This is a genomic window from Acidobacterium sp. S8, from assembly GCF_009765985.1.
In the GTDB taxonomy this organism is placed as follows: domain Bacteria; phylum Acidobacteriota; class Terriglobia; order Terriglobales; family Acidobacteriaceae; genus Alloacidobacterium.
The window spans coordinates 24,066-46,878 of record NZ_LMUM01000015.1 but is presented as its reverse complement, the minus strand read 5'-3'; the positions used below and the strand labels follow the sequence as shown (position 1 = coordinate 46,878).

The following is a 22,813-nucleotide window of genomic DNA, read 5'->3' as shown; positions in this document are numbered from 1 at the left end:
CTCACTTTCCTACGGGCCCATGCTGGTTGGTGTGCATGGATCGGTACCCAACGACTCTGCAGTAACTGGTGTAGGCGGTGCAGGCGGCGTGGCCCACGGAATATTGTCGAAGTCGAAGAAATCGAGCAAAGCGGGTTGCGCGGCGTCACGAGCGGTCAGGTGCGCCGAAGAGCCGATAAACCGGTTTTCGACGAATTTGATCACGGCGGTATGATCCATGGGAATATGCGAAACATAATGACGTCGTGTGAACGGAGAGATCACTATGTTCGGCAGACGGAAGCCGAGTTGCGCGGCGAAGCCCTGTTGCGCTGCTGCATCGCCTGAGTTGGCTCCCGGGTCGATGGCTGATAGGTCGCAGTGCGTCCTGGAAGGGTCGTCGGCTGCTCCGGTTGGAATACACGGTTTGTAGGTATCCGGACTTACCGTAATTCCCGAGATATCCGGAATCGTTCCGAGCGAAGCACTGGTGTTGTCGTTGGAATGGTTAGGGACCGGCGGTACGTGTTCGTACGGACCACCGCCTTCATCGTAGCTGAGGAAGAAAACAGAATCCTTCCATGAAGGACTCTTCATGAAGGTATTCACTATATTCGCCACCTGCGCTTGTCCCATGAGTACGGATTGCCCGGAGCCGGGATGCTCGTCGTTATTTCCATAGCCTGCTTCAATGAAAGCGAAGCTAGGCAATGTTCCGTTATTCACATCGCTGTAGTACTGCGATAGTGGCGCTATGTGATCCGTATCGATGCAGAAAGAATTCGTATCGTCTCCCACTGCGCTCGAAGGTACGGTCGGCGCCACGCACGGCTGATCTGGAGTGTTTTCGTGCAGGTATTGATATGAATAAGAGAGATTCGAGAAGTCAGTTGCGGGATATCTGGCGCTCGGACCACCTGTGCAGTCATCCTGGTCGAGACAGAAGCCCTGCGTGACCGTGTAATAAATCTTCCAGGACACTTTCGCGTTATCCAATTTCTCGAAGATGGTGGTGATGGCAAGTTGGCTGGTCAGGTGGTCGTCGCCTCCCGGATCTTTTACCAATCCCTGGGTGGTACCTCCGGTAAACGTTGCAATGCGGTTATCAATGCTCTTGCTGGCGATGGGTGAGAACCAACGATCTGAGAGGGCGAACTGCGAGGCCATGTAGTAGTAGTAGTTCAAGTAGCCTTCATCGTAATAGCCCATCGAGCGCTGGCCTGCAGTATCAGTGAAAGTACCCGAGCATGAGGTCGAATTCTTGCAGCTCGTGGCATAGCCTTCAGCGTTATGCACGAAGCCATCCATGACGATCGGGCGGTCGGTCAGGAAGTTATAGCGGTTTACATCTCCAAAGCTGGCTAACCAGTCTGAGCTCATGTCATCGACGCAGGTGCTCTTCAACTTGAAGAGCGCATAGGATGTGCCTTCATCGTTGACATTGCTTATTGTGGTCAGTTTGTCATCGATACCATCTACGTCGTATTCCTTGCCGTCATCGCCTTTGTAGTAGTTGTTGGATTTGCGATAGGGATTGAGCATACCGAAGTAATTATCAAAGGTATGGTTTTCCTGGAGCATGAAGACGACGTGATCAATCGACTGAACGGTGCCAGCAGGCGTAACGGTCACAGTCGTGCTGTTTGTGACACTTCCTCCAGCGCCGGTTGCGGTAGCGGTATAGATAGTGGTCTTTGCCGGCGTGACTGGTTGCGATCCTCCGCTCGTGGGGATGCTATAGGAGGTTCCATCGGAACCGGCTACAGTCACCTGAGTGGCATTCGTAGCGGTGATGGTAAGGGTAGAGGTATTGCCCGCGATAATCGTCGTCGGGTTAGCTGTGATATTCACAGTCGGAATCGGGTCGGGCGTTACAGTGACTGTCGCTGTAGCGTTGGCTGATCCGCCTGGACCAGTGGCAGTCGCTGTATAAGTCGTTGTTTTTGCCGGTGTCACCGCCTGAGCGCCGTTTGCAGAAGCCAGAGTATAGCTGCTGCCATCATTGCCTGTAATCGTCACCGTCGTAGCATTGGCAGAACTAACTGTCAGTGTGGATGAGTTCCCTGCCGTGACTGACGCCGGGCTAGCGGTCATTGTGACCGTTGGAATTGGATTGGGCGTAACAGTAACCGTAGCGGTAGCAGTAATGGTTCCACCCGGTCCGGTCGCGGTGGCGGTATAGGTCGTTGTCGCTGCGGGTGAAACCGGCTGTGCTCCGCCGGTTCCTGGCAGCGTGTAGGAGCTCTTATCCGAACCGGTAATCGTCACCTGCGTTGCATTGGTAGCAGTGACAGTAAGAAGCGATGAGCTTCCCTGCGTGATGGCAGTGGGATTCGCCGAAATAATAACGGTAGGGGGTGGATTCGGCGTGACTGTAACTGTGGCTTTTGCCGTAACGGTTCCACCCGCGCCGGTTGCTGTCGCGGTATAGGTAGTCGTCGTCATCGGCGTCACCAATTGCGTGCCGCCAGTCGGTTGAAGAGTATAGGAACTGCCATCGGAACCGGCGATTGTGACTTGCGTGGAGTTGGTTGCAGTTACGGTGAGCGTAGACGATTGGCCAGGCGTGACCGCTGTTGGACTCGGTGTAATGGTGACTGTTGGAGTTCCAGGAGGAGGGGTCGCAGTAACGGTTACGGTAGCAGTTGCCGTGGTACTTCCACCTGCTCCCGTAGCAGTTGCAGTATAAGTAGCGGTTGCCGTGGGTGTGACAGATTGCGTGCCGCCAGTTGCAGGCAGACTGTATGAGGAACCGTCCGATCCAGAGATCGTCACCTGCGTGGCGTTTGCTGCCGTCACGGTTAAAACGGAAGAATCTCCGGGTGCAATGCTGGCGGGACTAGCCGTGATTGCAACCGTTGGGGCGGGCGACGCTGAGATCGTAATTTTCGTAAGCGCGGTGGCTGACATTCCGTTACCGCTTGCCGTTGCCGTATAGGTCGTCGTGGCAGTGGGCGTGACGACCTGTGATCCCCCGTTGGCCGGCAGCGTATAGGAGCTGCCATCGGTTCCGGCGACGACGACCTGCGATGCATTCGTAGCTGTTACCGATAAAGTCGCCGACTGTCCAGGCGCTATCGTAGTGGCACTGGAAGTGATACTGACAGTGGGCGCAGATGGCGGAGTCACTCCCTCTTGATGGTCAGTGCCACATCCTACTAGCACAACACCGAACAAAAGCGCCGCGACCAAAGACACTGAGGTACGAAATCGGCTAATAGATCGGGGAAAGAATAAGGTCGTCAAGGGTGTTCTCCTTCTCACATTCACGCACGCAGCTATCGCGTAGTTTTACGGTTAAAGCTGCTCATCTTCAGGCAGAGCGAATCCAAAGTAAAAGGGCAATTTCGCCCAAAAATTAAAAATCTGTTTCGAGTACCGGATTTGTCTTGTAGCCATCGCCAGCAGGACGTTCTACATCAGCTTGATTTCCAAGCCGGGCATGGAGGAGTGCCGATTCCAGCGCTGGTGTCATTGTGTCGGCAACTTCCAATTCAAAGTGCGCTCCTGCGCCATCTTTGTCTTGGGAGTTGCGTCCTTCATGCAAAGAGTCTTGCCACTTTGTAGAACGGGAACGAAACCAATGGCGTCCACGACGCCGAAGCGAGCCGTGACGTCCAATGGATCGCTTGTATTTATTAAGTTCAAACCAGCGAAGATAATTTCTGACAACACTGGCCATCGTCATCTGTATTCCAGCAGCGTAGTTCTGTTCCGACATTTGCCACAGAGTTTCCGCCGAATTCAAGATGGAAATCATCTGGCTGGCCAGATCTTCGGAGTCACCTTTCTTATAGAAGCGGATCGACATGTGTTCGTCCTCCGCCATCTCACGGAAGTCGTGGAGATCGGCAGAGACGACTGGTATTCCATATTCGCAGGCCTGATGGGCCGGTCCGCTGGAGCCGGTTGCAGAATCGTATGGCAGAACGAGAAGCGATGTAGACTGCATCAGCTCTGGAATATCGTCTTCGGGAACATAGCCGCGGAATTCAATGGGCAGATGTGCGGGCTGTGCTTCGCGTATCGATTCCCAATAGCCAGCCTTAGTGTGATGATTGGCGCCGGCGATGATGAGTTTCGCATTCGGAACCGCTTCCAGAACGGCAGGAAAGGCCTCCATCAGCGTTTCCAGACGCTTATAAGTTCCCCAATGTCCGATTGCCAGGATGCGAACTTCAGGATTGCCACGCTTGGAGAAGTCCGGAGGTGTCGGAACGGATGTCAGCGTTCCATGAGTTCCCAGCAGGACGTTTTGTGCTGCATACTTTTCCATGAGCGTGCGGCGATACCCGGACAGCAGGACAGAAACGGAATTCGCCTTCAACAGGGCTTTGGTAGCCACGTTCGTTCCCATGCGATAGAGTTTCTCTCTGCGTACACCGGCTGCCGCAAAATCGATATGCTCGATAATGTGATGCAAAGTGACGTGCGTGTAGAAGCCGGAAGAACGTGTAAGTGCGGGCGCTGAAAGACCCGCAAACGCAGCCAGCGGATTATCGGGCGTCGCGAAGCTGGAAAAAACGAGATTGAACCACACAATATCTGGCTTTAACTCGCGAATGGTGTTTAACAGCCGCATGGGTGTAGCCAGGCTGTTGAACTTCCAGCAACGGATGACATTGAACCCGGGCAACTCAGGTTGTTCCTTAGCATTGATCGATTGGCCGTTGCCATCCGTGGCGAATTCATAATCCGTCAATTCATCGGCAAGAATGGTCAGGCTCACATCGGGATTGTTTTGCAATTCCCGCGCGATATGTAGCGCGTATTCATTTAACTGGCGTCCACTGGGGGGGAATGTCGCAACTAAACAGATTTTCATCAGGCCCCTGCTCTCAGAAGTCTTAAAACAACGTAATGCTTACGTATGGCCGGAATTGCTGGCTATGTGCTCCGGGAAAATTGAAGAAGCTCTCGTCTTGCATGCCTGCCGAGAAACGAATGGGATATTGAAGGGATACTTCCCCATCTTCAGCGTTAAATTTGCGATGGAACGGTCTTGCATACGAGACTGAAAACCCGCTCTGCATTGCGTCGTATACGTGGAACCCTCGCGTGCTCGAGTAAGCGAAGCTGCCCTGCACGTCCCAACTGCGGGATGGAGTGAAATCAACGGTACCGCTTGGGCGGAGGTTCTGCGCAATAGCGGAGTTATCTCCGAAGACGCGCCATGCGCGCAAATCTTCCGCCACAGCCCGCACATTCAGCCGATCTCCGAACCTGCGTTCAAGACCGATGTAAGACGAGGTGTAGTAGTTCTTATAATTCTGCGGCGAGTATTCCTGATGATTCGCACCCCAGCCGGTCACAAGAGCCGTTTTACCCCAGGGCGAACCCACGCGAAAATCAACCGCACCTGTCAACGCCTGCGAGTGCTGATCGCTTTCCGTAAAGGGGCCTGATTCATGAATGAAATATCCGCTGACAGAGACTGCATTGAAGAATGAGCTGGTGCTTGCATATACAAACTCGCGCAGAAGATTCTGATCCATCTCGACAGGTGATTCCGAGTCCCTGCGAATTGTTCCCTGAATGCCGGGATTGAAGGTCAGCACATTCGATCCGAAGTGAACCGTGGGACTTACGCCGAAGTTGAACGTATAGTCGGTCGTGCTTCGATTCACGATGGTATTCGTGCTCGGTACCGAGATCTGACCGTTTGCATGTCGAATCTGAACGAAGCCACCCGCAGCGGGAGCCATTTCGCCGAGATGAAGGTGATAGGCGCCTGTCCACTGTGTTTGCAGCGACGAGCGCGGCGGTGGAAGCAGGCTGCTTTCATTGCTTGCGATTGGCGTCGGGGCATCGAGCTTGGAGTCCAGAACATACACTGTCGTATCTTCGTAGATTGGATCGATGGAGAAGTTGGTGAGCACGCTGAGGGTCGGATTGATACGCAATCCCTCGTCTGCACCCGCGGAGAGCAGGTTCTGCTCAGCAGATTGATCCTCGCCCGCGGCGTTGGTTGCCTCGGCGAAAGCAGTCAACGCCTGCGCTCCCTGATGTTCCTGGCGAAAGATGTTTGCCTTTGCCATCAGGTACTGGTAACTCTCTGCGCTCTCATCGTTATCAGGAATTGCAGCGAGCTCACCTTTAGCCCTGGCGGTGTCGCCGACTGCGAGATAGTTATTTGCCATGCCGATTCTTACGGAGGCATCGGGAGCGCCTGCGGCCTGGGCTCGATCAAGATAGTTTTGAGACAAGTCGTATTCGTGCAGACTGCGGAATACATCCGCCGCTGCAATATATTGATCAGCCGAGGGGGCTGACGTGTCTCCCGTCTGAGCTTCCATCTGTGCGAGCGCGATCTGTCGTTTCGCATCGTCGGCATTGCCCTGCATAGCCATTAACTGCGCAATCGCAAGACGCACGCCGACGCGGTTGCTGCCTGCTGCAGTGAGTGCCTTGCTGAAGCGATCCATCGCTCCATGCTGATCTCCAACGGTGCTTAGAGCCTGGCCGGTAGAGATGTAGATGGCACTCGGCCGCGAGTCGGGATCTTTCGCGTCAGGCTGCGCATGCTGCTCGGCGAGCTCGACATAGTGGAGCGTCTGGTCTTTGTCCGGCAACTCCGCATAGGAACGCGCAAGCAGAGCGTAGATCTTAGGATCGTCAGGCAAGAGCCTCTGCGCCGTCTGAAGATCGTCGATGGACTGATGATATTCGCGCTGCGAGTAGTGCACTCCCGCCAGGGCCAGATAAAGCGAACCATCGTGCGGCGAGAATTTCAAGGCCACCTGATATTCGTCCGCAGCCTTGGATAGCATACCTTCGCGGGCATATGCCGTTGCGCGAATCAGATGGAGAGGCAGCGAATCGCCCATCTCCGCCTCGGCTAGCTCGGATTCCTTCACCGCAGCTTGCGATTTATGCATATCGAGGTTCGCATATGCGAGTCCAAGATGCGCTTCGCCGTTTTTCGGCTCGCGCTTGATTGCCGCTTCGAAGTCTGAAGCTGCATCCGCAGGCTGATGCAAATCGTTCAGCATATAGCCACGGTTGACATACGCGGTCACGACATTGGGATCGCGATTCAGTGCTTCTGTGAAGTCTTGCTTCGCCAATTCGGACTCGCCCTGGTGCTTGTGCACGTAGCCGGCGAGGAGAGGAATATCGGGTTCCTGTGGAAAGACATTCCTGTATTTATCTGTAAGGGTCAGCAACTCATCGTACTGATTCAGATTCAGGAGATCGTACCCGAGATAGACCACAACATCGCGGTCTTTAGGCAATGCTTGAATGGCTTCCCTGCCGATCTTTGCAGATTCTTCGTAGTTGCCCTTGAACCGGAGATATCTTTCCTTTTCACGCATGAAGTGCGGATCGTGCTGCATGTCATCAGTCGAGCGGCCTAACCACACTCCAGCGAGATCGGTATTATGCGCTTCGATTGCGGCATTCATCCCGCCGGTGACGATGGCTACGTTTTTGGGAGCCAGTGCAAAGCTCTTTTTATAGAGGGCTTCAGCTTTCGCAAACTCCCGATGTGCGGTGTACATATCTCCAAGAGCAAGGTAGGGGACGTATAGCGTAGGATAGGCTCTGGCGAGTTGCTGGAAATATTTTATAGCATCCTCGTCACGACCCGCGGCGCGTGAAGCATAGCCGAGTGAAGTAAGAGCGAAGCGGTTGTTCTTGTCTGCTGTAAGAATCTGTTTGTAAGCCGAGATTGCCTGCTCCGTGCGGCCCATCTTCATCAGCAAATCGCCATCGAGCTGCAGATTGTTGAGATCGCCGGAATTGAGCGCGAGAGCTTCATTCATATCACTCAATGCGCTATCGAGCTGACCATCGTTCATTTTGATGAGAGCGCGAAGACGGAGGAACTGTCCTCTTCCCGGTCCGCGATCGTCTATTTTTCCGATTTCAGTTTTGGCGATTTCGAGGTTTTGCTGCGCCTCATTGGTCTCGTTGAGATTCTTGTAAAGCTGCATTAAATCCATGTGCAGCTGAATACCGTAGAGCTGCCCTTCGACCGGCGAAGCCGGTAGGTGAGCAATGGCAACGCTGTATTCGCGAACGGCGTCAGGATCGCGTTCCTGGATTTGGGCAATCTGTCCGCGAATCGCGTGCAAACGATAGTAATCAGCATCGATTACTTCCGCGCGTTTCAGGAAAGAATCAGCATGATCGATCGACCCTGCTGCAACAGCTGCTTGCGCGGCAGAAAGCTGGAGGCCTAGATCACGCGGCATCGCATTTGCGGCCTGCGCATAAATTGCAGCAGCCTGGTCCAGTTTGCCATCGAGCTGATAGGTATACGCGAGTTCTGCCGTAACGTCCGGCTTGGGATTTTTGATCGCCTTCAACGATGCAATTGCAGCGGAATAATTGCCTGTCTCTCGGTAATATCCTGCGAGCGAACGCTGTACTTCCGGATTATCGGGCGCGTGGCGCTTGGCCAGTTCCAGGTAGCGATTTGCCATGTCCATTTGCTTGAGATGCTGATAGGAAAGCGCCATCAACAACTCAGACCGCGCCGAAGGCTCCATTCGCTCGGCTTTGCCCAGCCAATCGAGGGCGGAAGTGTAATCGCTGGACCTCATGTAGATGTCGCCAAGGAGCAGCGCGTCATCCTTGCGCCGCGGATCGGCAGCAAGCACCTGTTTCAGCAGCCGCTCAGCATCCTCTGTGCGGCCCATAACGTTGTAGGTCTGAGCCAGGCCGGAAAGGCCTTCCAGGGACGATGGATTCAAGTGAAGGCCGTGATTGTAAGCGTCGATTGCCAACTGCGTCTTGCTATCGAGCCGAGCCGCGTAACCCAGCAGGAACCATAGCTGAGGATCGCTTGGAGCTGCCTGTGCGGCGCGCTGAGCATATTCCACAGCCTGCGCGTGGTCGCCGCGCTGGAGAGCCAGCTGGGCAGCCCGTGCGAGGCGCGCATTTTGAATGTTCGATCCCCAGCCCAGAGACTGGCCATCTGGCTGCTGCTGCGCCTGACCGGCCGAGCTCTTAGGCGTTGCCTTTGAGTCGGGTCCTACCTGGTAAGTTTGCGCTCCGAGTGGCCAAGACAGTGCAACAATAAGGGAGAACGTAAGTACGCCCTTTAAATAGCTAAACCTTGCAATCAACGATTCACCTGTGGAACTTCTTACTTGTTCAAATATTCAAAGTTCAAGCCCATTTGATTCCAAAAATGCTCAGAGTGTTGGCTTCATTGCCGCACATAGATTGAGATACTTTTCAATATCGTGAAGTCAAAAGTGTGATCTCTATCCAGTTGAGCATGGTTTGCAAACAACCATATACGGGTGAAATAGAATCCAATGCATTTTCGAGAGATAAAAAACTTTGCGTAAAACCTTGTCTGCCACACCCGTTACCCCACCATTGTCAATGACTTTCATTATGTTGGCTGCATGTGCGGTACATCTGCCTTTGCTGCTCATGAAACTTCCTTTGAAGTCATATGACACAAATTTTCATATTTTCTTCGCATCGCACTACGTTCATCACTGGTTTGATCCCTGGAACACAAAATGGTACGCGGGATTTTCACAGGCCACATATCCTCCGCTTCCTCAGCAGTGGGTGGCTCTGATCTCGCATATTACGGGCCTGGATATGGCCTACATGGCGGTCCAGTTTGCTGCCATTCTGCTACTCGTTGTTGGTGTATACCGCTTCTCGCTTCTGTGGGTCAGCCCGCGCGCGGCATCCTATGCTGCATTAGCAAGCGTTTTTCTCGGTTCCGAAAGCTTTCTGGTATATTCCGCAGGCCAGCTTGGAACGACCTCGGCCGCTCCGATTTATCTTAATGCTCTTCCCTATCTCTTCGACTGGGTGCGACACGGCAGCTGGCGGTCATTCCTGAAGGGCAGCGTACTCTTCGTCGCTGCTGCGGCGGCCCACCACGCGACGCTTCTCTTCGGCTCATTCTTTTTTGCCCTGCCGGTTCTGGCGCTGGTGTTGATTGACCGTAATGAGGGTGAACCCACCTCAACTCCTTCTTTCATCGCTCGCACTGTTTCGATCGCAGTCGTAGTAGGTGCCGGAATTGCGCTTGTGCTGCTGCCTTTCTGGATCGCGCTGATTCACTATCCGGTCACGCAGACTCCGATTCCGCATCCCAGCCGCGCTAACTATATTTTAAGTCCGGAGTGGGGGCTGAACTACTTCATCATTCCTTACGGAGCCCTGGTACTCGCCATACCGTTCATCATCTGGCGCGGCGCCATTTCAGTGCGGCTGCGGCCCCTGCTGCTCGGCTTCTGGGTTGCGATGCTGGTTGGTCTCGGCGGTACTACGCCGGTTGGGCATCTTGTGCTCGGTCGCGCGTATGAAGTGTTGACCATGGAGCGATTCAGCTACTGGGCGACCCTGCTTGCCCTCCCCTTCGTCGGGTTGCTGGCTTCTGAACTGATTGATCGATTCCGCATGCGGGCGGTCATTGGACTGAGTGTGGCGGCAACATTGACTTGTGGACTGTCAGTTGCCTGGGTCGTGTATCACCCGGCTGACGCGTCGAACTTCCAAGTTGACTCTGTGGCCGCATGGCTGAACCGCGACGGGCACGACAACTATCGGTACGTCACGCTCGGCTTCGGCAATAAAATCGCACGCCTGGCCGTATTGACGGATGCAGGCAGCGTCGATGGTGAGTGGAATTCAGGCCGCATGCTTCCAGAGCTGACCGAGCATGGAGCAGGGGCACTGACCAGCTCAAAGTACTTCGGCAAACAAGGAACCGATGCGCTGACGGCGATCTTAGGTCACGCGGATAAGTACGGGCTGAAGTGGGTGTTCCTCAAGGATCCCTATTACGAGCCACTGCTTTCCTTCGCCGGATGGCGTCACGTGGACGACCTCGAAGATAATACGATCGCCGTGTGGATGAAGGATGGCGTACCGCCGGCAACTCCGCTGAACGCGGCGCAGATGCCGCCTCACTGGCAGGGTCTGATGTGGGGAATTCTGCCTTTCGGCAGCAGCCTTCTGGCGCTGTTGATCGTGCTGATTCCAGATAAACGGTGGCAGGAAAATCCGACGGACCAAGATGCCATCACCCACGACGACATTGCATCCGGGAGGCTGGTATCGTGAATAAAGGAAAACTTCTAGCGATATTGATCGCCGGTGCGACTGTCGCGCTGATCGTAATCGGAACCCTTTGGCCGAATGCAGCCGCATTGGCGCTGGCGGGTGGTGGAAATCTGCTTCAATCTTCGTCAACACCCGAAGCGGCAGTAACCAACCTTGCACAGGATATTGGCCGCCGGGACTGGGGAAAAGCATATTCCAGCCTTGCGAATAAGGCTGAGTTTACGCAGCCCGAATTTCAACAAGACCTGACTGGAAACCGTCTCAGCCTTCGCACCTATGCAACACTGGAGAACTTCGATCTGCGCCCGCTGCATTCCAGCGCGAACGAAGCTGAAGTGCAACTCCGGCTGCACTGGTCAACGGTAGTGGGTACTTTTCCCGAGACCCGCGACCTGCACGTTGTTAAGAACGGCGACCGCTGGCAAGTTCAGTGGCCGATTGTAAAGGAAACACGCGTTCCCCCGCAGGTCATCCCAGTCAACTACCTGCGTTGGGATGTAATCTACCGCGGCGCCGGCGATGATTGGGGCGCCCAGGATGTTGAGGCACCTCATGTACGCATCGTCGATATGCACCCCGTCGAGCGCGCCGATGGCGTAGTGATCATGGGCGAGCTTCTCAACGAAGATATCGTGCCTGCTCACGTCTCGGTGAAGGCGACACTCCTGGCTAAGAACGGCTCTGTCATCGCGAGCGAAGGCAGTTTCGACAAGATCGCCCATCTCCTTCTTCCAAAGCAGGTCACGCCCTTCCTCATCACCTTTCACAACGTGTCGCTGTCGGATGTAAGCAGCGTGCGTATGGATCCTTCAGCGTCTCTGGTTTCCGCTTCGGCAGATCCGGTGATTGCAATCCAGGACCAGCAGTTCAACCCGGCGCCGGGCGCGTCGCTTACAGGCCAGTTGGTGAACCAGAGTGGACAGGTAGTGAACATTGCCCATGTCCTGGGTACCTTCTACGACAAGTCAGGGCAGCTCGTCTGGGTTGCGGATCAATATATCGACCGCGCACTCCAGCCACAAACTCCGGTTCCCTTCCGCATCACGGTACCAGAAGACCTCGCAAGAAAAGTGAGCAGCGAACGGGCTTTCACCACTACCTACAGCGCAGGGAGTATGCAATGAGGTTGCGACTCGCATTTCTCCTCGGAGGGTTCGCTGCGCTCTTGATGCCAGCTGCTCGCGCTCAAGGCTCCGGTATCAAGGTGCCGACGAGTGTCGAGGCTGGCAGCGCCTTCTCCATTCAAACCACCGGCACTGGTAAAGGCGTTCTGTATATCGTTAGTCCTGCTCAGGCGTTACGTCGTGACGTGCAATTAGGAGAAACAGTAACCTTTCCCGCAGGCACTCTCTATAACTCTGGTCACTACCTGGTAATTCTTGCGGCAGGAGAGGCAACCGAAAATGGTGCATTTGATGTCTTATCGTCGAGCAAGCCAGCAACTTTAAGCTTCCTTGCAAAACCTTCCCGTCTTCCAGTCAGTTTGCAGAATGGAATAACGGGGGCAGTTTATGTTTTCGATGCATATCAGAACCTGGTGACAAAGCCCTTGCCGATATCGTTTGCCCTTTCAAATCTCTCCAGTCCTGTGCAAGCCCGCACAGTAACGACACGCGACGGAGCCGCATGGACAGAGATGAATTCCGGCGCTAAGGAAGGCGCAGCGAAGTTTGTGGCGAATGCCGGCGGTGTTTCCAGCGAGCGCATCATTCAGCAGGTTCCCGGCGACCCGTGCTCGCTCAGAATTACAGCACGCCCGGCGGGACAAAATATTGCTTTGCAGACTGATCCGGTACGGGACTGCGGCGGAAATGCGATACCTGACGGAACAATCGTAACCTTCACAGAGACGTATAACGGTAATCAGTCGACGGTGGACGTTCCACTCAAGCGTGGAATCGCTCAAGTGGAATTACCTGCTCGCCGCGGTGCGAAGATCTCAGCCGCCAGCGGAATTGTGATGGGCAATGAGATTCGGTGGGGAGGATAGTTATGATCAAACATATTCTCGCCGCAACAATAGTATTGACAGCTTCCTTCGCCTTTGGCGATGATCAAGTTTCAGTACATGTGCAACCCACTAATTTTCAAGGGCCGAGGCAGCTTCAAGGGCAAACTCAAAGTGCCGTCATTCGTGACTACCTCCAGTCATGGCAGAGTTTGCATACAGCGCTCGATCAAAACAATGCTGCTTTGCTTGATCCCGACTTCGTGGGAACCGCGCACGACAAGCTTGCAGCCACAATTCAACAGCAGGCGAGCCTGGGAATTCGTACCAGATACCAGGATCGCGCGCACGACATTCAGATAGTCTTTTACTCTCCCGAGGGTCTATCCATTCAGCTGATCGATAACGTGGATTACGATACCCAGGTTCTCGATCACGACAAAGTTTTAACCACGCAGCGGGTGCATGCTCGGTACGTTGTCGTTCTCACTCCCGCTGAGGCAAGGTGGAGAGTTCGTCTTTTTCAGGCGGATTCTCAGTAACGTTCGAAATCCAATTTTAGTAAGAGAACGTACAAGGCTGTGATTCCCCAAGCACAGCCGGCAAGAAAAATAAGTACAAAGCAAGCGTTGTTGATTACTGAACAGACCCAAGGAGTACAAAAAATGATTTCTGTAGTTGTTCCTATCTTCAACGAAGAAGAAAATATTTTCCCGTTTCACCAGGCGATTGCAAATGCACTAGACACAACTCACGAAGAGTGGGAGGTTGTTTATGTCAATGATGGCTCCCGCGATTCCTCACTTTCTCTCTTGCAGGAACTTCAGGCCAACGATCCGCATGTGGTGGTCGCAGATCTTTCGCGCAACTGGGGTCATATGGGAGCAATCTCCGCGGGGCTTAAGGTAGCAAGCGGCGACGCAGTCGTTCTCATGGACGGTGATTTTCAGGATCCACCGGAAGTCGTACCTCAATTGATACAGGCGTGGAAAGACGGAGCTCAGGTTGTGACCGCGGTGCGCCGGAGCCGTCAGGAATCTCGCAAGGTTCTTGCCCTGCTCTTCCCGATGTTTTACCGCGTTCTTGGAGCCCTCTCCGATTACCCAATTCCACTGAATGCGGGCATTTTCGGCCTCATGGATCGTCAAGCGGTTGATTCGATGAATTCCATGGGCGAAATCAACCGGTATCTGCCCGGCATCCGGGCGTGGGTTGGATATAAAACTGGAGTGGTCTACTACGACCGGCACGATCGCGCTGCTGGCGAGGGCAAGCTTTCGTTCATCAGCCGGATCAAGTATGCAATGGACGCTATTACGAGCTTCAGCTATAAACCGCTTCGGCTCTGCTTCCTGATGTCTGCCATCTCTTGCCTGACGGTTTTCGTGCTTGGTCTTCTGGCGATTTTCTCGAAGAACCAGATCGATGCTGTCGGCTTTGGCGTGACTTCTGCAATCTTTCTGCTCGGAAGCTTCATGTTCCTGTGCTTAGGAGTACTGGGCGAGTACCTCGGACGCGTTCATGACGAAGTACGGCGTCGGCCCCTCTCGATCATCAACAAAATCTATACCTCTGATGCGTTGGCAGTTGAGGGTGAACTTAGCTTCGAGGAAGAGTTTTCAGACAAGATTGCACGGGTAGCATAACGGCGAAACCGGCAATCGAATACGATTGCCGGCATAGAACCATAAGCGCCGAAAGTTATGGCCGCGGTGAAAGTTCTAGTTTTGGTTAGTGTGCAGGGATAGCTTGCGGCTGATCTTTGCAGGTTGGAATTCCCGGTTCAACTGCAGTCCCTTCTTCGTAGTCATTCCAAGTCTCTACAAGAATGAATGGAATTGGGTCATCTGCAGAGAAATACTTCTTCCAATAGTTAAAGGTATCAGTAAAGGTTTGTCCGCAGCGCGCAGATATATGACGATTTAACCCCCATGATGCTTTGCTGTCATCGAAGCTTGACCAGGCTCCCCCGACTACAATCTTGTCTGGGTGCTTTGACCGCATGACATCGTAGAAGTTATTCAGGTAGTCCTCCCCCCAATTACTCCCGTCTGCAGACCAGCCCTTACTTCCAGGCTGTACCCAGGCATAAAATCCATCGAAGGCATTCATGTACTTGTCGGGTAAGTTTTCTGTAATCAGAATGGGTGCAGGATTCCACTTATTGACTTCAGAGCGCACTTTGTTCCAGTCCGTATGATTCCCCTTCGGGAAAATAAAGATCACTGGACGGCCTTGATAAGTGAGATATGCTTCGCGTCCAGGCGCATTTTGGGCCAGATAAGTATCGCGAAAGGTTCTGAAATCTGCGATAGCCTCATCCGTAGCGCCTTCTTCTTCGTCGGTTTCGTCATACAACATTGCAACCTGGAGCTTCTTTTTGGCGGCAATAGTTTGCATCAACTTGTAACTTTCATCAATGAAGGGCTCGCGATCACCATACCAATCCACAATGAAGGCCGAGATTCCCATGTCCTTGGCCTTGTGGATTTGCTTTTCGATCACCTTGGGGTCATGCGATGAATAGCCAACAGAGATATGCTTGGGATGTCCAAACCAGGGTTCATAGAGTGCCAGTATTTCGGGAGACGTGCCTGTAGCACGGTACTTCAGCCTGAGGTTCTGGCGCGATCCAGGATTTGAGCATCCATGGGGCAGCAGGAAAAAGCAAAGTAATGCAGCGCTTAAGCGATCGAACATAAAAGTTTATTAGTTTTTAGAAGTTCTAATCGGGTTTATGGTTGTTGCATCCGACGCATAAAGCTTCCATTTCATCAATTCAAGCAGCATTATTGGGCCAATTTGCATCGTAACAAGTGTCGCCATCTCGCTGTTTAAGAAAGATATAAACAGCAAAATGCGCTGATCTTATTAAAACTTCCCCCGCCTTTTGAAATTGGAGTCCTCGACCCTTGGTAAATGGCCAGATCCAGAAAGCAAAAACACTGCAAGCCCGTATTTTGTCAGGAACTATCGTATTGCTTTCTGGTTCGGGGTTAACCACTGCAATCAATCTCGCTTATAACATGGCGGTAGCAAGGTTCCTGGGACCGACTGGTTTCGGGCATGCCACCGTCGTTTATACCCTGCTCACTCTGATTTCCGCGATCACGCTCTCATTTCAGATTGTCACCGCGAAGGTGGTGGCCCAGCAGGAAACGCAGAAAGGCAAGAGTGCCGCCTATCGAGATCTTCATAGAGCCGCTTGGGGCTGTGGCATTGTCGTTGCTCTGCTCTTGTTCGTTTTTCAAAAAGGGATTGCAGGTTACCTGCATCTCCCGGGATCAGATCTCGTCGCGCTCCTCGCCATCGGAGCTGCCTTCTATGTTCCTTTAGGCAGCCGTAGGGGTTACATTCAGGGCGCTTACGGTTTTCGTCGCCTTGCCACCAATCTCGTACTAGAAGGGGTCGTCCGGTTTGGCGGCTCTCTTACTCTTATCCTTTTAGGCTTTGGCGTGCGAGGAGTCATCGCGGCCAACGCCGCCGCCGTGGCCGTTGCCTACTTTGCCGCAGCGTCGAAGCTTGCTGCTCCCGCTCCAAATCCTGTTCACTTTATGCGGGCAGTTCGCGAAGTTCTGCAAGGCATAGTATTTTTCGCGGGACAGGTGCTGATCAACAACTGCGACATCGTTCTGGTAAAACATTTCTTTGAGTCCCGAGAGGCAGGCCTGTATGCGGCCATTGCCATGGTGGGCCGGGTGATCTTTGCTTTTTCCTCCGCGGTCGTAAACACGATGTTTCCGATTGTGGCAGGTACGAGCGACGAAGAGCGAAAGAATACTAAAGTTATCAGCACGTCGCTGCTGCTAGTTCTCGGCATTGGCTCCGTATTGGCTTTGGCGCTGCGTGTCACGCCGGCCGTCGTCTGGACCGTGTTTTTTGGTTCTGGCTTTGAGCTCGATGGGAAGTTCGGCTTCCCCTACCTGTTGGCTTTATATGCCATCACGACTGTGATCTATTCGCTCAGCGTCGTGATCATCACCTACGAAATGTCATACAAGATTGCAAACACAAGCTGGGTACAGCTGGCGTTCAGTGGTGTTCTTATTCTGGGTCTTTGCCGGTACCACTCCTCGCTGCAGCAGGTCATTCTTGTGCAGCTCATACTGATGAGCGTTCTGTTCGTTCTTGTTGCTATACCGTTCCTGATCGATTTAATTGTGAGGTCAAAAAATAACTTGCCGCGCGAAAATTACCAGTCCGTAAGAGTAATGCGCCACGTCTCAGAAGATGAGGTGATTTCAGAGTTTCTCCGAACGGATTTTCATAGTCCGGTCTTTGCCGACTATAGAGAAACTCTACGCGAAATCGTAATCAATCCAAACCTGGACGATGCCCGCGAGAATGCCAAACGGCGCGCTCTTTTCTTCCTTCGCCACCGCTCTCTGTGGAATGAAATACCACAGGAAACAGAGTGGTATGAAGTAGAAGTGCGAAAGTCATGTCTGCATCAAATCAAAGTTTTTCCGAGAGCTCAGTGGAGAAAGATAGCCAGAGGCAATTTCTCGATTCTCGAGGTGGCCGAACGGCTGCAGACCATGCAAAAGGAATCGCAGGGTCCATTCCTGGACAAGATTGCAAGCATCAGCAAGAGCCTCACCCAACGAAGCAACGATATGGGCGCGGTCATCCTCATCGGACTCAATGAAAATGAGCCTTTGACGATTCTTGATGGAAACCATCGCTTTGTGTCCGCCGTGCTTGCGACCCCCGACCAGATGGAGAGTCTCCGTTTTCTGTGCGGGATGTCGCCGCGCATGACCGAGTGCTGCTGGTACAAAACGAACCCGGCGACCCTCTTTCGGTATGGAAAAAACCTCTTACGACATATAGTCCGCAATCCGGGCAAGGAGCTTGCACGCGTATTGCAAAGTTTCGGATAACGAGAAAGATGAATAAAAACCATTCGCAGTTAAAACAAGAGAAGCAAAAGACCAGAATCAAGGGGTAGGAAATGAGAAAAATATCTGCGGTAATGCTGAAACAATTTCCACAAGATCTGAGTTTGAAGCAAACACGCGCATTTTTAGATGGAATAAAGACTGCTATGAAAGTAGAGCGTCCTCGTCTTGTTCTGGATTGCAGCCATATGCGCCAAATGGACAATACGGTCATCTACCTGCTTATCTGCTGTCTGGAAGAAGCGATTAAGCGCAATGGCGACATCAAGCTCGCGGCGGTACCTTCTAAAGTCGCAGCCATGCTGACAACTTCTGGTGTAAGTCGGCTCTTTGAAGTTTTTCATACACCGGCTGAAGCAGTAACCAGCTTTGGCCGTCTTACGGCCGGCACATTTTCACCCGCGATTGCAGCTGAGCCTTCGGGCTTTGGGACCGAAAGTGCAGCCTAGACGACAGTTTGATGCAGTCACTTTGATACCAATTTGTGACGATGCATTTCGAGGAAATCATGAAGAACGCTAGTAATTGGCTACGGCGGCAGACTGCCGGTTGCCTTGTATTATTTTTGACTCTGCCCCTTGCTCGTACGGCTGCCGCATTGCCGCTGCAGTCATCTGTTCAACAAACGGATCCATCCACGGCTCCTGTCAAACTGCAATCTACTGATAGCGGAGCGACAAAATCAAGCATAGACGCACCCCAGTCGCAATCGACCAGTCCGGCTACAACACAGAGCAGCCCGACTGGCCAAAGCCCGGATGCGCAACAGCAGAACAACCCTGCTCCTGTTGGAACGGCGGCAGCGCCTTATGAAAAGACAACAGGCGTGGCAGCCTCGCGTCCGGCTGGCGCAGCAATCGCTCCGGCGAAGCAGAAACGGACCCGGTCCATTTTGATCAAGACTGGAATCGTTATCGGTGCATGTATCGCTGTAGGAACAGTAGTCGCACTTTCAAAAGCAAGTCCCAGCGAACCTCACTAGGAGAAAGATGACGAATAGGAAAAAAAGCAAATTGCAGGCCAGGTTCGTGTCGTTTTCCGGAATTGATGGCGCTGGCAAGAGTACTCAGATAGAGGTGCTCTGTGAGTACTTGAGAGATGCCGGGCTCAAGGTTCGGGTCATTCCCTTCTGGGATGAAGTTGCGAGATTGAAAGGCGTACGCGAAACCACCGGCCATACTTTATTCAAGGGTGAAAAAGGTGTCGGCAGACCTGATGCTCCGGTGAACCGCAGAGATAAGAACGTACAATCAGCACCGATGACGCTGGTGAGATATTTCCTCTACTTTGTCGATGCCGTTTCATTGCGGCATGTCGTAAAAAAGTCACTCAGCTCAGGTGCGGACTTTGTCGTCTTCGATCGGTACGCCTATGACGAGCTGGCGAACCTGAAACTCGGTAATCCAATCTCCCGAGCGTACGCCAAGTTCATTCTGAGCTTCGTCCCGAAGCCGGACGTCGGATATTTTCTTGACGCCGATCCTGTCCAGGCGCGGGCTCGCAAGCCTGAATACCCGCTTGACTTCCTCATTACCTGCCGTGAATCGTATCTGGATCTATGCAGGCTGGCAGGCAGCATCACCGTGATAGATCCTATGCCTATTCCCGATGTGCAGCGTCAGATTCTTGGTCATGCTCTCGCACATCTGCCTCTTGATTATTCCCGGGCAAAAGCAAGCTAGAAATGGCGAGTAAGACAGGAATTATCCTGTCTTACCCGCCATTTGTTTTACTTCGTTTTTCTTTCCCAACTTACCGAACGCAGAGTCGTCCACTTAAGCGGTCGGATGCGAACCCGTGATCTGGTCCATAGATAATTCAAGGGCAAAAATCGAAGCATTCCCTGAATCCGCATGCACCCAGATACCGTGGAAGGCTTCGCGCAATTCGGGATGGACAGCAAGTATAGCCTTCATCAGGTCCACTGCCTGCTGCCTGGCTGCAACAGGATCACGTAACTGAGCAGCTTGCGCAGCGGTCGGAGTGTAGTGAACCGCAAGATCAAAACTACCCAACTCGCTGCTCATGTAGATTCCCGTCACTTCGAACGAATTACCGCCCGAAGCCAATGTCATCGACTTCCCTTCGGGTAAATCGCCGGGATGTACCTGATCGGCTTCCCGCCTCAATTTGTCCAGATTCGGGCTCGAAAGGAAATCCGCAGGCTGTAGAAGACCAGCGGCCGTCTGGTAGTAATACCAGGCATCCAGATCCATCTTTTTCGCGGCGAATTGGCGAGCCTGCGTCCAGTACCAGATTCCGTCATGGCCGGACTCCAGCATCGGCTTGCTGAAAAATCCTGCAAGCTGCCACTGGCCGCCATCACCCTGCGAAAGCACCAGAGCAACCTGTTGCGGCTTCGCTACGCCGGTAGCATGCAGGATCGCGATAGCATATTTTCCTGAGGGCAGAGCAGAAAAATTGAGTACCACGGTCATGGTCGACGCCGGCGGACTGCAATAAAAAGTATTTCCCTGCGCACCTGCTGCGCTCTGAGCATCCAGCAGGTAAAGCGTATTTACCGTGATGGTGGCACTTTGCAACGCCGGTTTCAGCGCCTCAATGGAGTTGGCGATACCGGTAAAGTCGGCTGCGACCGTGGGCATGGTCTTTGCGCGAATACCCTGGATATCTCCGCCCTGTGCTTCATTGACGATGGTTCGAGCGGCGCCTGCGATGGTTTCTCTCTGCGCTACAGGAATTTGTGATTGAGTAGTACAGGTATCACCGTGTGCAGCGGCGGCAGTAAGCAATGCACCGGCAAAGGCAAGTAGCAATGTGTGTGGCACACTGCGACGCCGGTATTTGGATTGCATGTCGTTCTTATCTCCTCTTGCTGAATCAAAACAGGCTTGACGCATTGTTTGATGCATAAAAAGACCTAAGGAGAGGCTTGAGAAGAACAGACTTGAGGCAGAATACAGCAATATTTCTTATAGGCGATTGGTTGGTTAGGGATGGTTCCTGGCATACTCGGATCGATGTAGAACCTCGGCAATTTTTTCGCAGAGGATCTGTGGTCCTTCAAGTTTGCTCAGAAAAAGATCGGCGTGGAATTCTTCCTGTGGAAGTTCATTTACCCCTGAAAACATAACAACGGGAAGGCTGGGATGCTCTTTTTTGATGTTACGTGTAAGTTCAATCCCGGTCATAGTCGGCATAAGCAGATCAGTGAGAACCAGATCTACAGGGGTTGATCGGAGAGTCTTGAGCGCATCGGATCCGGAACTTGCGGTGATCACCTCATGCCCGGCCTTTTCCAGCACTCGCGACCGTACCAGGAGTGAAACCGGCTCATCGTCCACGCACAAAATCACAAACTTTCGTTCGCTCATATCAACTTCTATCGGCCTTAGCTTTCCTGAGCGCTATAGGCCGCATCCGAGTGTATCTGCCGCATGGAAATATGTCTGGGGAATACAACGCGGAAGCACGTGGCGTTTCCATCTCGGTAGGATATGCTACGGCATTCGATCGCGCCATCGTATTTCTGAACAATTCCCTTGCTGACCCATAAGCCAAGGCCTGTGCCCTTCGCCGACTTGGTACTGAAAAAGGGCTCAAATAATTGCCGGATGTGTTCGCGTTTTATTCCGGTGCCGGTATCGCAGACAGAAACAGCCATTCCGCGGAGATGAGTCTTCGGATCCACACGTCTGCGGACTGTAATGCGCAACCGTCCGCCATCAGGCATAGCGTGTGTGGCGTTCACGATGAGGTTCATAAAGACCTGTCTCAGTTCACCGGGGAATCCCTGAATGGTGGCATCCGTAAGAAAACGCCTCTCTATGGAAATCCCCTGGAGATGCAAGGTCCTGGATTGCAGTTCGAGGATATTGTCGAGCACCTCCGTAATAGAAACCGCAACGGGCTGCTGAGACTCGCGATAAAAGCTCAACGTGTGCTTCACAATATGTACTACGCGTAGCAGTTCCTGTTCTGCCAGACGGGTATAGTCAGCCGCTTCTTCATTCAGCGCTACGTGGCCACGCAGCAGATGGAATATATTGAGAATCGCTTCCAGGGGGTTATTGATTTCGTGCGCGATGATGCCCGCTACCCTGCCCATCGCAGCTAGTTTCTCTGCGTTTCGCAGCGCATCTTCGGCGCGCAATCTCTCGGTCATATCGCGGCTGATCTCCAGGATGACTCCCGGCGCTCCTGCTCTCTCATTCCTGAGAGCCTTGCGGCACGCTACTGTTACTTCTCTGCCGTCGCGAGTGAATTGAACAAGGTTTCCCTCCCATCGTCCGGTCTTTAAGAGTGACGATTCAATGTCGCTCACTGGAACAGGAAAGCGGGTGGACAAAATCGTGTGAAGATCCTGTCCGATCACGTCCTCGCGGGTCCAGCCATAGAGGGTCTCTGCCCCGGAATTCCAGAACAGAACCACGCCATTCATATCCCGCACCATGATTGCTTCGGATGCCAAGTCAAGCAGATCCGCCCGTTCCCGCAGCTCTTCCGTTCGATCGGTTACACGCTGTTCGAGGTTCCGATTCAGAGCTTCAAGAGCACGGCGGCTTCGATGCAGTTCCGCAAAGACACCTACTTTTGCGCGTAATACTTCGGGCACGATGGGCACGGAAAGATAGTCCACGGCGCCGCGCTGATAGCCTTTAATGCGGTCGATATCGGAGAGATGGATCGCCGAAATAAACAGGATGGCCGTCTTTTGGAAACGCGGATGTTCGCGGATCATGTCGGCAAGCTGAAAGCCGTCGATTCCCGGCATGCTCACATCGGCCAGTACGACGGCAATGTCGTGCTTCAGAAGATGTTCGAGCGCTTCCGTACCGGAAGAAGCCTTGATGAGATTTGCGTCCAGATCGCCGAGGATAGCCTCGTAACTTAACAATTTCGCAGGCTGGTCATCAACAAGGAGAATGTTGACCCGGTCGTTCGTGTCTTCCGAGCCATTAGATTTCGCAGGTTCCAT

16 protein-coding genes are annotated in these 22,813 nt (G+C 53.1%); 9 read left to right on the top strand and 7 right to left on the bottom strand.

What is annotated here, in order from left to right:
• Positions 1–9: 9 nt before the first annotated feature.
• The 3 genes from GSQ86_RS04155 to GSQ86_RS04145 form a co-directional block, all read right to left on the bottom strand.
• Entirely contained in the window at positions 10–3,108 is a 3,099-nt protein-coding gene (locus GSQ86_RS04155; RefSeq protein WP_254062131.1) for an alkaline phosphatase family protein, read from the bottom strand.
• Positions 3,109–3,337: 229 nt separating this feature from the next.
• On the bottom strand, positions 3,338–4,804 hold the full coding sequence (locus GSQ86_RS04150) for a glycosyltransferase (protein WP_158748701.1): 1,467 nt from the start codon (positions 4,802–4,804) through the stop codon (positions 3,338–3,340).
• A 22-nt stretch (positions 4,805–4,826) separates the two neighbouring features.
• Positions 4,827–9,053 (bottom strand): tetratricopeptide repeat protein, encoded by a 4,227-nt coding sequence (locus GSQ86_RS04145; protein ID WP_254062130.1) that lies wholly within the window; start codon positions 9,051–9,053, stop codon positions 4,827–4,829.
• Positions 9,054–9,381: 328 nt separating this feature from the next.
• Between GSQ86_RS04145 and GSQ86_RS04140 the strand changes: the two genes are divergently transcribed.
• The 5 genes from GSQ86_RS04140 (at position 9,382) to GSQ86_RS04120 (ending at position 14,619) form a co-directional block, all read left to right on the top strand.
• A complete protein-coding gene (locus GSQ86_RS04140; RefSeq protein WP_254062129.1) occupies positions 9,382–11,025 on the top strand; it encodes a hypothetical protein in 1,644 nt (547 codons plus the stop codon).
• Positions 11,022–12,149: a hypothetical protein gene (locus tag GSQ86_RS04135; RefSeq protein ID WP_158748700.1), complete on the top strand. Its 1,128-nt coding sequence runs from the start codon at positions 11,022–11,024 to the stop codon at positions 12,147–12,149. Before GSQ86_RS04140 ends, GSQ86_RS04135 begins: the two co-directional genes overlap by 4 nt.
• On the top strand, positions 12,146–13,015 hold the full coding sequence (locus GSQ86_RS04130) for a hypothetical protein (protein WP_254062128.1): 870 nt from the start codon (positions 12,146–12,148) through the stop codon (positions 13,013–13,015). The genes GSQ86_RS04135 and GSQ86_RS04130 overlap by 4 nt, the downstream gene beginning before the upstream one ends.
• A gap of 2 nt (positions 13,016–13,017) precedes the next feature.
• Positions 13,018–13,515 (top strand): hypothetical protein, encoded by a 498-nt coding sequence (locus GSQ86_RS04125; RefSeq protein WP_158748699.1) that lies wholly within the window; start codon positions 13,018–13,020, stop codon positions 13,513–13,515.
• A 123-nt stretch (positions 13,516–13,638) separates the two neighbouring features.
• Positions 13,639–14,619, top strand: a complete 981-nt coding sequence (locus tag GSQ86_RS04120) for a glycosyltransferase family 2 protein (RefSeq protein ID WP_158748698.1) — start codon at positions 13,639–13,641, stop codon at positions 14,617–14,619.
• A gap of 85 nt (positions 14,620–14,704) precedes the next feature.
• Here GSQ86_RS04120 and GSQ86_RS04115 read toward each other — a convergent pair whose 3' ends face one another.
• A complete protein-coding gene (locus GSQ86_RS04115; protein WP_254062127.1) occupies positions 14,705–15,673 on the bottom strand; it encodes a hypothetical protein in 969 nt (322 codons plus the stop codon).
• A 260-nt stretch (positions 15,674–15,933) separates the two neighbouring features.
• Here GSQ86_RS04115 and GSQ86_RS04110 point away from each other — a divergent pair, with 260 nt between their 5' ends.
• The 4 genes from GSQ86_RS04110 (at position 15,934) to GSQ86_RS04095 (ending at position 19,556) form a co-directional block, all read left to right on the top strand.
• Positions 15,934–17,856, top strand: a complete 1,923-nt coding sequence (locus GSQ86_RS04110; RefSeq protein WP_254062126.1) for a lipopolysaccharide biosynthesis protein — start codon at positions 15,934–15,936, stop codon at positions 17,854–17,856.
• Between the two features lie 71 nt (positions 17,857–17,927).
• Complete coding sequence (locus GSQ86_RS04105; protein WP_158748696.1) at positions 17,928–18,323, top strand: lipid asymmetry maintenance protein MlaB; 396 nt, start codon at positions 17,928–17,930, stop codon at positions 18,321–18,323.
• A 59-nt stretch (positions 18,324–18,382) separates the two neighbouring features.
• Entirely contained in the window at positions 18,383–18,856 is a 474-nt protein-coding gene (locus tag GSQ86_RS04100; protein ID WP_158748695.1) for a hypothetical protein, read from the top strand.
• A gap of 46 nt (positions 18,857–18,902) precedes the next feature.
• A complete protein-coding gene (locus GSQ86_RS04095; protein ID WP_254062125.1) occupies positions 18,903–19,556 on the top strand; it encodes a thymidylate kinase in 654 nt (217 codons plus the stop codon).
• 93 nt (positions 19,557–19,649) lie between these two features.
• Here GSQ86_RS04095 and GSQ86_RS04090 read toward each other — a convergent pair whose 3' ends face one another.
• From GSQ86_RS04090 to GSQ86_RS04080, 3 genes are all read right to left on the bottom strand, one after another.
• Positions 19,650–20,690, bottom strand: a complete 1,041-nt coding sequence (locus GSQ86_RS04090) for a hypothetical protein (RefSeq protein WP_158748694.1) — start codon at positions 20,688–20,690, stop codon at positions 19,650–19,652.
• 135 nt (positions 20,691–20,825) lie between these two features.
• Positions 20,826–21,209 (bottom strand): response regulator, encoded by a 384-nt coding sequence (locus GSQ86_RS04085; RefSeq protein WP_158748693.1) that lies wholly within the window; start codon positions 21,207–21,209, stop codon positions 20,826–20,828.
• Positions 21,210–21,226: 17 nt separating this feature from the next.
• Positions 21,227–22,813: an ATP-binding protein gene (locus GSQ86_RS04080; RefSeq protein WP_158748692.1), complete on the bottom strand. Its 1,587-nt coding sequence runs from the start codon at positions 22,811–22,813 to the stop codon at positions 21,227–21,229.

Excerpts from the sequence above, each read along its gene's own strand:
- GSQ86_RS04125 (WP_158748699.1), top strand. The coding sequence starts at position 13,018 with ATGATCAAACATATTCTCGCCGCAACAATAGTATTGACAGCTTCCTTC.
- GSQ86_RS04105 (WP_158748696.1), top strand. The coding sequence starts at position 17,928 with ATGAGAAAAATATCTGCGGTAATGCTGAAACAATTTCCACAAGATCTG.
- GSQ86_RS04100 (WP_158748695.1), top strand. The coding sequence starts at position 18,383 with ATGAAGAACGCTAGTAATTGGCTACGGCGGCAGACTGCCGGTTGCCTT.
- GSQ86_RS04080 (WP_158748692.1), bottom strand. The coding sequence starts at position 22,813 with ATGGAACCTGCGAAATCTAATGGCTCGGAAGACACGAACGACCGGGTC.
- GSQ86_RS04150 (WP_158748701.1), bottom strand. The coding sequence starts at position 4,804 with ATGAAAATCTGTTTAGTTGCGACATTCCCCCCCAGTGGACGCCAGTTA.
- GSQ86_RS04090 (WP_158748694.1), bottom strand. The coding sequence starts at position 20,690 with ATGCAATCCAAATACCGGCGTCGCAGTGTGCCACACACATTGCTACTT.
- GSQ86_RS04115 (WP_254062127.1), bottom strand. The coding sequence starts at position 15,673 with ATGTTCGATCGCTTAAGCGCTGCATTACTTTGCTTTTTCCTGCTGCCC.
- GSQ86_RS04085 (WP_158748693.1), bottom strand. The coding sequence starts at position 21,209 with ATGAGCGAACGAAAGTTTGTGATTTTGTGCGTGGACGATGAGCCGGTT.
- GSQ86_RS04130 (WP_254062128.1), top strand. The coding sequence starts at position 12,146 with ATGAGGTTGCGACTCGCATTTCTCCTCGGAGGGTTCGCTGCGCTCTTG.
- GSQ86_RS04120 (WP_158748698.1), top strand. The coding sequence starts at position 13,639 with ATGATTTCTGTAGTTGTTCCTATCTTCAACGAAGAAGAAAATATTTTC.